This is a genomic window from Candidatus Sororendozoicomonas aggregata, assembly GCF_031528575.1.
Lineage (GTDB): Bacteria > Pseudomonadota > Gammaproteobacteria > Pseudomonadales > Endozoicomonadaceae > Endonucleibacter > Endonucleibacter aggregata.
Genome location: NZ_JAVLSP010000186.1, coordinates 1 through 1,975 on the forward strand (window position 1 = coordinate 1; position 1,975 = coordinate 1,975).

Here is a 1,975-nt window from a genome sequence, read left to right on the forward strand (position 1 = left end):
GAGAAATGGCGGATAAAAAGTCGCTTTTGTGAGGAGAATAGCGGGACTATTTGACGAACAAAAGCGACTTTTTAGACCCATTTATCGCAGCCGCAGTAGGAGCATGACTTTTAAGACTGCTTCTTATACTTGTTCGGTTATTGCCCTGCGCCACTGACTTTATTAACCACCTTAATCATGCGCTGTCTTGGATAGGGATACGCTGATCCAGACGTTGGCGACTCAGTATACTCAGCTCAATTTCGGCCATATCCAGCCAACTGCCATGCTTTGGGGTCTAATGAAACTCAAGCTTATCAATCATTCTGCGGGCTTCTTCTGGGGAAAAAGCTTTATAAAGTGATGTGGGAGAATGCGTGTTCAAGTTGTCTCCAATCAGTATAACTTTCTCTGCGTCTTTGTGGCGAACATCGACCAGGAACTTGATTTGATGAGCCCAATCAATCGCTGTCCTGCGATCAGTCACCTCAACATGCCGCCAACCTGTTAAGGGTTCAAACATCATGAACAGGTTGCTGACACCATTACGTTCATACTCTGTGTCATAATAACTCCGGCATTATGGAATCGGAGTTATTAGAATAGCATCCGCTCAACTATCATTTTTTGCCGGACGGAGTATTAGTGCGTTTCTTAGCTTGAATAAAACGATTAACTTCAGCGACTGTGCCTAACCAAAAGCCATTTTTAGGGTCTTTTAAATACACGATCAGTTGCTCTAACATAACCTTATCAACCGAATATAAATCTTTGCTTCCTACTTCGTGACCCGCTAAAACAATCCAAGCATTTTCAAATTTAACCCGGTTTAACAGCGCTTTTATCTCTTCAAACGTTTTACCATCCATTGGAAAAGCGCGTACTTGTGCCGGATCGTAATAATTGGGATCATTTGCAGTCTCGTCATTCCAGGTACGGCCATATTCAAACATGTTTGCCACAATTGGCACATAGCTTTTAACCTGCTCACCCCTGCCAACAAACTTTTCACCGCACGGGTAAGCAAAACCCACTGCTTGCTTGTTGGTTAAGTTATATATTTTTTTTTGCGCAGTGCTAATATCATTTTTTATAAATGCCAAGTCGACCTGCTCTAAGCCTTTGCCTTTTTCACGCAACCAGCGGAAATTACCTGTACATAAGTGACTTTCTGTATGATTCGCAATTTCATGCCCATTTCTAGCAGCCAAGGACCACTTATCTTTGCGAGCCATCATTTTTTCTGGTATTAAATAAAAGCTTGCTTTGACATTATGTTTATCAAGTATCGGTAAACCAATATCGACTTGTGACGACTTTGCATCATCAAAACTCAGGCTAATTGCATGTGACGCATTATTAGGATAGTAGCCTTTAGCCATTAGCCAGGCGGGTGTTATCAATAAAAGCGCTAAGAGAGTGTTGGTAAAACGCAAAAGATTCATGGGTCGCCTTTTAATGTTTAATGTGGATATTGGTGTAACTTTGGTGTTTTTTCGTTAGGTTTACTGACCTTGGGCTTCTCTGAGTTCCCGGAGGGTGTGTCATCATCGGAACCACTGTCATCCTTACTCTCATCCTGCCCTGGCTTTGTGTTGGGCTTAATATCAGGCTTCGGCGGAAGTTTTTTTAAACGACGAATCTCAGCTTGTAGTGTCTCAACAAGCGCTTGTAACTTTGCGATTTGTTCTTGCTGCTGGGTGATCTGTTCCTGCTGCTGAGCGACGAGCTTCAGGATTTTTTCAGAAGAGACCACTTGCCCTTGATAGTTTGAGATATGCATGAGAAAAGGATAGACGGATAGTCAGAATTTTGCAGCTATCCAGCAGTTATTGAGAACTTACAAAAAAAGGTAACTGATAAAATTCAGATGAACTATATGGGAATGCCAGGATTACTTGACTGCATAAGCTCAAGTGGCCTTAATATAAGAAATATTTATAAAGATTATAGCAATAAGCCATATGGGATTTCTGTACTTGATTGCAAATTGACT

At 41.5% G+C, this 1,975-nt stretch carries 2 protein-coding genes and 1 pseudogene; all 3 read right to left on the reverse strand.

Features of this window, described 5'->3' with window-relative positions:
* Nucleotides 1–181: 181 nt before the first annotated feature.
* Nucleotides 182–547: pseudogene (locus V4C51_RS17645) on the reverse strand (transposase); the annotation flags it as partial.
* Between the two features lie 52 nt (nt 548–599).
* Nucleotides 600–1,424 carry a polysaccharide deacetylase family protein gene (locus tag V4C51_RS17650; RefSeq protein ID WP_330927482.1) on the reverse strand — a complete coding sequence of 275 codons (825 nt, stop codon included), beginning with the start codon at nt 1,422–1,424 and terminating at the stop codon, nt 600–602.
* A 17-nt stretch (nt 1,425–1,441) separates the two neighbouring features.
* Nucleotides 1,442–1,762 (reverse strand): hypothetical protein, encoded by a 321-nt coding sequence (locus V4C51_RS17655; RefSeq protein WP_330927483.1) that lies wholly within the window; start codon nt 1,760–1,762, stop codon nt 1,442–1,444.
* Nucleotides 1,763–1,975: the final 213 nt, after the last annotated feature.